General features: G+C 71.4%; 5 protein-coding genes and 1 pseudogene. 3 read left to right on the top strand and 3 right to left on the bottom strand.

Annotation, left to right across the window (positions count from 1 at the left end; translation table 11 throughout):
* Together ABD224_RS26455 and ABD224_RS26450 are read right to left on the bottom strand one after the other, a co-directional pair.
* Positions 1 to 1,065: pseudogene (locus tag ABD224_RS26455) on the bottom strand (SUKH-4 family immunity protein); the annotation flags it as partial.
* An 8-nt stretch (positions 1,066 to 1,073) separates the two neighbouring features.
* Positions 1,074 to 2,102: an HNH endonuclease gene (locus ABD224_RS26450; RefSeq protein WP_344054276.1), complete on the bottom strand. Its 1,029-nt coding sequence runs from the start codon at positions 2,100 to 2,102 to the stop codon at positions 1,074 to 1,076.
* Positions 2,103 to 2,425: 323 nt separating this feature from the next.
* Between ABD224_RS26450 and ABD224_RS26445 the strand changes: the two genes are divergently transcribed.
* Both ABD224_RS26445 and ABD224_RS26440 read left to right on the top strand, forming a co-directional pair.
* A complete protein-coding gene (locus tag ABD224_RS26445; protein ID WP_344054271.1) occupies positions 2,426 to 2,938 on the top strand; it encodes a YwqJ-related putative deaminase in 513 nt (170 codons plus the stop codon).
* Between the two features lie 52 nt (positions 2,939 to 2,990).
* Positions 2,991 to 3,485, top strand: a complete 495-nt coding sequence (locus tag ABD224_RS26440; RefSeq protein ID WP_344054269.1) for an SUKH-3 domain-containing protein — start codon at positions 2,991 to 2,993, stop codon at positions 3,483 to 3,485.
* Positions 3,486 to 3,654: 169 nt separating this feature from the next.
* Here the strand turns inward: ABD224_RS26440 and ABD224_RS26435 are convergent, their stop codons facing one another.
* Positions 3,655 to 4,980: a sensor histidine kinase gene (locus ABD224_RS26435; RefSeq protein WP_344054267.1), complete on the bottom strand. Its 1,326-nt coding sequence runs from the start codon at positions 4,978 to 4,980 to the stop codon at positions 3,655 to 3,657.
* A 167-nt stretch (positions 4,981 to 5,147) separates the two neighbouring features.
* Here ABD224_RS26435 and ABD224_RS26430 point away from each other — a divergent pair, with 167 nt between their 5' ends.
* Positions 5,148 to 6,008, top strand: a complete 861-nt coding sequence (locus tag ABD224_RS26430; protein ID WP_344054266.1) for a hypothetical protein — start codon at positions 5,148 to 5,150, stop codon at positions 6,006 to 6,008.
* The last annotated feature ends 6 nt before the right edge of the window (positions 6,009 to 6,014 follow it).

Raw genomic sequence — 6,014 nt, 5'->3', positions numbered from 1 at the left:
GGCGGCCTCACCGGCGCCTGGCGCAGGCGGCGCGGACGGCGGCGTCGAGGCGGCCGCGTCCCGCGGCCTGCCCGAAGACGGCGACGGAGGCGGCGTCCCCGGACCGGGCAGCGTACGCGGCGGCGCGGGCGGCGGTGTGCTGTCCTGCGGGGCACCGGACGCACCCGCGCCGGACGCACCCGCGCCGGACGCACCCGCGCCGGCCGGCGTACCGGCTCCGCCGGTCCCACCGGTCCCGCCGGTCCCGTCGGGTGCGTCGATCGCCGGTGCCAGCCTCGTCCGCGGAAGCCGGCTGCCGCCTTCCATCAGCGTCGTCTTGGCGTCCGGCGCGACGGCGGGCGGCGGGGTGTCGTCGGTCTCGCTCAGCGACGGCGAGTAGACCGTGTCCGGCAGCGGCACGGAACGGTCGTCCTCCGCATCCACGCTGATGTCCGTCCCGGTCCACGGAGTCGCCCCGACAGGAACACCCGGAGCGCTCGGGGTGCTCGGGGTACTCGGAGTGCTCGGTGCACTCGGGGTGCTCGACGTGCTCGGCGCACTGGGCGTGTTCGGCGTTCCCGGAGCACTCGGAGTGCCCGGGGTATTCGGCGTGCTCGGGGCACCCGACGCCCCGGACGCGCCCGCCGGCACCCCGGCCTGCGTCCGCGGAAGCGCCTCGCCCTCCGCCTCCGACCCGCCCCGCCGGTCCGGAATCCCCAGCTTGTCCGCCGTCTCCTGCAACCACTGAGGCGGCGTCAGCAAAAACGACGTCTGATTCAGATCCACCCGGGCCGACGGCGCCAAAGCCGCCTCCGCGGCCTGCTCCGCACGGCCGTACTCCTCCTCGTACCGGCGGATGATCTCCCCCACCGGCAACGCCGGCCACAACGTGGCCTCCCCGCTGTCCCGGGCGATCACCAGCCGCTGCGCGCCGCCGTCCGGCCGAGGACCGCCCTCACGGTCCTCCGCCCACACCACGAAGCCGAGTTCGAACTCCCGTACCCGCACCTCACGCTGCTGGTACGCCGGTACGTCCCCGTTGATCCACTCTTCCCCGCGCTCCTGCGCCTGCGCGAACGTCACCATCGCCCGACTCACTCTCCCACCGACGGACCGGAGGACACGGGCACCACGCGCGCGAAACCACCCTCCACCATCAGATTCGCCACCGTCTCCAACTCCGGCGGAGAACCCGCCAACCGGGACAGAAACGCGTCGAAGTCCTCACCGCACGGCAGCAGCAACCGCTCCACCCGCTCCGCCTGCGACCACGACGGATCCACGTCCCGCACATCGTCGTACGGGCAGAACCACACCGAACCGGCCCGCTCGCCCTTCACCTTCACCGCGAGCAGCCCGCCCTGCACGAAAGCGACGCCCAGATAGTCCTTCGTCAGGTGATCACGCAGACACTTGTTGATGTACACCAGGTCATTGACCGCCGCCTCCTCCCGCACCGTGAAGAACGGCTGGTCGATCAGCAGCCCCAGCTCCGCGTCCAGCGCCGTCCCCACCGGCGCACAGCCACCCGCCGCCTTCAGAAACGACCGGTACGCCCCCGGCAGCCGGTACCCCAGGTCCTCCTCGACCCCCTGCACCTGCTGCTCCGACACCGCCACACCCGACTTCGGCAGCCCGAAGTGCGCCGGCCGCGTCTCCTGCAACGGACGCGTCCCCCGCTTGGTCTGATCCACATTCGCAGTCGCGATGCCACCGTGATGACGCAACAGCGCCTTCACCTCCGCCGGCACCAGCTCCAGCCGCCGGCTGCCCGCCACGTGATGCCACGTCCAGCCGTGCGGAGTCGCCACATTCGGCACCGTGTCCCACAACTCGTGCCCGGAGGCCGCCATCGCCGCGTTCGCCGACACATAGTCCGTCAGCCGCAGCTCATCGACCCCGAACCCCGCAGGCGGCTCCGCGATCTCCACCGCGACCCGCGCATACGGCGAGAAGTCGGGGAAACCACGCTCGTCCACCCACACCCCTCTGGGATGGCGAGCGGCCCGGACCGGATCCGGAAAGTGCACGACCTGCCCGGCATAGGCCGCATTCGGCGGCGCGGTCCGTCCCCCAGCCTGGCGGCCGGGTGGAACCCCCAGCCCGAGCCGACCTGTCGTCATGGCGGTTGCCCCCTGAGGCACTCTGTACGACCCACGGCGACCGGCATCCAGCACCGGCCCGCCAAGACCCGTATCCCTACTTCTCTCCACTACGTCAACCGCGCGCACCGCGGCGTGTCGACAGCCTATGCGGTACGCCGACACCGGTCATCGGGCCACCACCCCGCCACCGCCCCACCCCCGCCCACCACAAGTGACCAACCGTCACCCCTCCGTGACGCACCGCCCCCGCCCGGGTGTGTCACACCGCCCCAGCTACCACAGCGGCAACGCCATTTGGCACTCTGTGTCCCTCGGGGGATGCACAGGAGGACACAACGATCATGAGCGCGACACAGACGGGACCGCAGGCACACGCCTCCGGCGACCCACGCATCCGCTGGAGCAGCACCGACACCCCCCACGCGCCCACCCTCCGTCACCGCCGCGACGGCATACTCCCCACCATCGCCGCCGCCCTCTCCGTCCGCGGCGCCACCCTCACCGGCACCGCCGCCCGCGGCGAGGAACCCCCCACCCTCCACCCCCTCGTCCAGGACTTCCTCGACACCCTCACCAGCGCCCAGCGCGACCGCTTCACCGGCCGCTGCGCCGAAACCATCCTCATCTCCCGGCACATCACCGCCGCCGACGCCGCCCGCAGCAAACGCGCCTCCCGCAAACCCATGACCAACGGCGAAGCGCGCAAATCCCTCAAACACGCCAAACTCACCACCCGCCACATCCGCGAGGACGGCGACCCCCTCCACGGCCGCTTCGCCACCCCCTGCCGCGCCTGCACCGCACTCAGCGCCCACTTCGGCATCCGCATCGTCGAACCCACAACCGGCAACTGACCCCACCCCACCCCCACACCCACCGCACCACCCCCACGACGAACGAAGGCAGATGCACGCCGACCGCACCTCGACCACCCGCTTCGCCGTCCCCGTCGACGCCGCCCTGCGCGCCGCCGGCTGGAAACCCGGCCGCTGGGACATAAAACAAGCCGAAATCTGGGCCGACACCCTGAGCGAACACACCTCACCCGCCGGCCACCGCCACACCGTCCTCCCCGCCGCCGTCGAAGCCTGGGCCGAATTCGGCGGCCTGCACATCACCCCCACCGGCCCCGGCCGCCAGATCGCCCCCGCCACCCTCCACCTCGACCCCCTGCACGGCCTCCACATGGCCCGCACCCTCGGCGACCTCGGCCTCGCCCTCGGCACCGAGGTCTGCCCCCTCGGCGCCGAAACCGACACAGGCTCCCTGCTCGCCATCGACGCCGAAGGCCGCGTCTACGCCCTCGACCACACCGGCGACTGGTACATCGGCCCCGACATCGACCACGCCCTGACCGCCCTCATCTCCGGCATGCAACCGGTACGCCTCACCACGGGCTGAACCCACCGGACCCCCGCCCCACACCCGCCGGCCCCACGGCCGCTCACCCCGCAGCCGCCGGCCCCACGGCCGCTCACCCCGCAGCCGCCCGGCCTCACGGCCCCCGGCGGCCCCACACCCCCCTGGCCCCACACCCCTCAGCCCTACGGCCCGGCCCCACACCCCGGCCCTACGGCGCCGGAATCACCGCCGACACCCGAAACCCCCCCGCCTCCGTCGGCCCCGACACAAACACGCCCCCCAGCGCCACGACCCGCTCCCTCATCCCCACCAGACCGTTCCCCCCCGACGGCAGCCCCGCCGCCGACCCCGCCCCCGGCACCGACGGCGGCTCGTTCTCCACCTGCACCGCGATCTCCGACGCCCGATGCGCCAGCCGCACATACGTCTTCGCCCCCGCCGCGTGCTTGTGGACGTTCGTCAACGCCTCCTGCACCACGCGATACGCCGTCTGCTCCACCTCCGGCGCATACGAACGCGCCTCCCCCTCCACCGACAGCTCCACCGTCGTCCCCGCCGCCACCGACTGACCGATCAACTCGTCCAGCTCCGACAGACACGGACCCTCCGCCCCACCCCCGGCCGCCCGGGAAGCCGCCGCAGCCGCAGCCGCCCCCACCGCCGCCAACGGCACATCCCCCTCGTCCTTCCCCCCGCGCGGCGCGGGCACCTGCCCCTCCGTACTGCGCAGCACCCCCAGCATCTCCCGCAGCTCGGCCAGCGCCTGCCGCCCCATGTCCCCCACCAGAGCGGCGTTCTTCACCGCCTTCTCCGGATCCTTCCGGGCCACCGCCTGCAACGCCGCCGCATGCACCACCATCAGACTCACCCGGTGCGCGACCACGTCGTGCATCTCCCGCGCGATCCGCGTCCGCTCCTCACGACGCGCCCACTCGGCCCGCTCCTCCGCCCGCTCCGCGAGCAGCTGCAGCTCCCGCTCCAGACTGTCCGCCCGCTCCCGCAGACTCTCCATGAGCCGACGCCGCGCCCTGACGTACAGCCCCAGCAGAACCGGCGGCGCCGTCAGCCCGAGCGACGTGGTGACCGCGGCGAACGGCACGAACCAGTTCCCGAGGGTCAGATCCGCCCGCGCCGCGTCCTGCTGCACCCGCACGAACGTCACGATCATCGTCCCGAGCAGGGACATCCCGGCCAACGCGGCGACCACCCGGCGCGGCACCTCGTACGCGGCCAGGGTGTAGAGCCCGACGAGCCCCATCAGGTAACCCATCTGGGCCGGCATGACGGCGATCACCATCAGCACCACGGCGATGGGCCACCGCCGCCGGACGAGCAGCACGGAACCCGCGAGCACCCCGAACACGACCCCCACGGCCGTCGGAATCCCCGCATCCCGCGCGAACGGCACCCCCTCGAGCCCGCACTCCACGGCGGACACCAGCGCAAGGCTCCCGTCGAGCACCGCACCACGCCACCGCGTCCACCACCACGGCCCGGTCGGGGCCGTGGCGCGGTCTTCCCCCGTCGTGGTCATACCCCCAGACTACGGGCGGCCGTTCCGGCCGCTCCTCCGAGTTCCGGGCACGGGACCGGACCACACTCCGTCATCGCAGGACAGCGAAACCGGCCGGATTCCCTCGAACTGCTGAACCATCCCCCGTTCGACCCCGGAACCGAACATTCCGGCCGGACGGTATGCCCATGGCACATGCACGAAGCAAGTACGCCGACTTCGAGGGACTGCGGGAACGGGCTATCGCGCTGCGGCGCAAGGGCTACAGCCTCCGGCAGATCCGCGACGAGCTCCAGGTACACAGCAAGGAGACGCTTCAGCGCCTCGTCGAGGGCGAACCACCCCCCGCATGGACGAAGCGCCCCCGAGCCAAGGACGACATGCGAGAGAGAGCACGGGAGCTGCGCAAGCAGGGGTGGACGTACAACGAGATCCAGGCGGAGCTGGGCTGCTCCAAGAGTTCGATTTCCCTGTGGGTGCGGGACCTGCCATCACCGGAACGGCGCCGACCTGACATGACAGCAGCGCGGCGCGGCTTGGAGCGCGCGGTCAAGGACCGCGCCATCGCACGAGAAGAACTGCGGAATGCCGCATACGCCGAGATCGGCCCCCTCACCCCACGCGAACTGTTCCTGGTAGGCGTGGGGCTCTACTGGTCCGAGGGAGCAAAAGCCAAGGCCGGCGCACACCGACGCGTCATCTTTGTGAACAGCGACCCGAACATGATCAAGCTGTTCCTCCGATGGCTCGACCTGCTCGGCGTGGAACCCGAACGCCGACGCTTCTCGGTCAACATCCACGAGTCAGCAGACATCGCCAAGGCCGAGGCCTACTGGGCGGACCAGGTCGGCATCGACGTCGGCGCCCTGCTGAAAACGAGCCTCAAAAAGCACAACCCCAAGACCAACCGGACGAACACCGGCGAGGGCTACTACGGCTGTCTTCGGGTCGCAATCCTCCAAAGCGCCGACCTCCACCGTCGCATCGAAGGCTGGTGGTACGGCATAGTAGGGACAGCACCTGCTACCGATCCATCAAATCGGACATAGGGGCTA

Source organism: Streptomyces thermoalcalitolerans, assembly GCF_039525155.1.
In the GTDB taxonomy this organism is placed as follows: domain Bacteria; phylum Actinomycetota; class Actinomycetes; order Streptomycetales; family Streptomycetaceae; genus Streptomyces; species Streptomyces thermovulgaris.
This window is presented reverse-complemented; position numbering and strand designations above follow the sequence as displayed.

Coding starts and splice junctions, on each gene's coding strand:
- ABD224_RS26450 (WP_344054276.1), bottom strand. CDS start 2,102: ATGACGACAGGTCGGCTCGGGCTGGGGGTTCCACCCGGCCGCCAGGCT.
- ABD224_RS26445 (WP_344054271.1), top strand. CDS start 2,426: ATGAGCGCGACACAGACGGGACCGCAGGCACACGCCTCCGGCGACCCA.
- ABD224_RS26440 (WP_344054269.1), top strand. CDS start 2,991: ATGCACGCCGACCGCACCTCGACCACCCGCTTCGCCGTCCCCGTCGAC.
- ABD224_RS26435 (WP_344054267.1), bottom strand. CDS start 4,980: ATGACCACGACGGGGGAAGACCGCGCCACGGCCCCGACCGGGCCGTGG.
- ABD224_RS26430 (WP_344054266.1), top strand. CDS start 5,148: ATGGCACATGCACGAAGCAAGTACGCCGACTTCGAGGGACTGCGGGAA.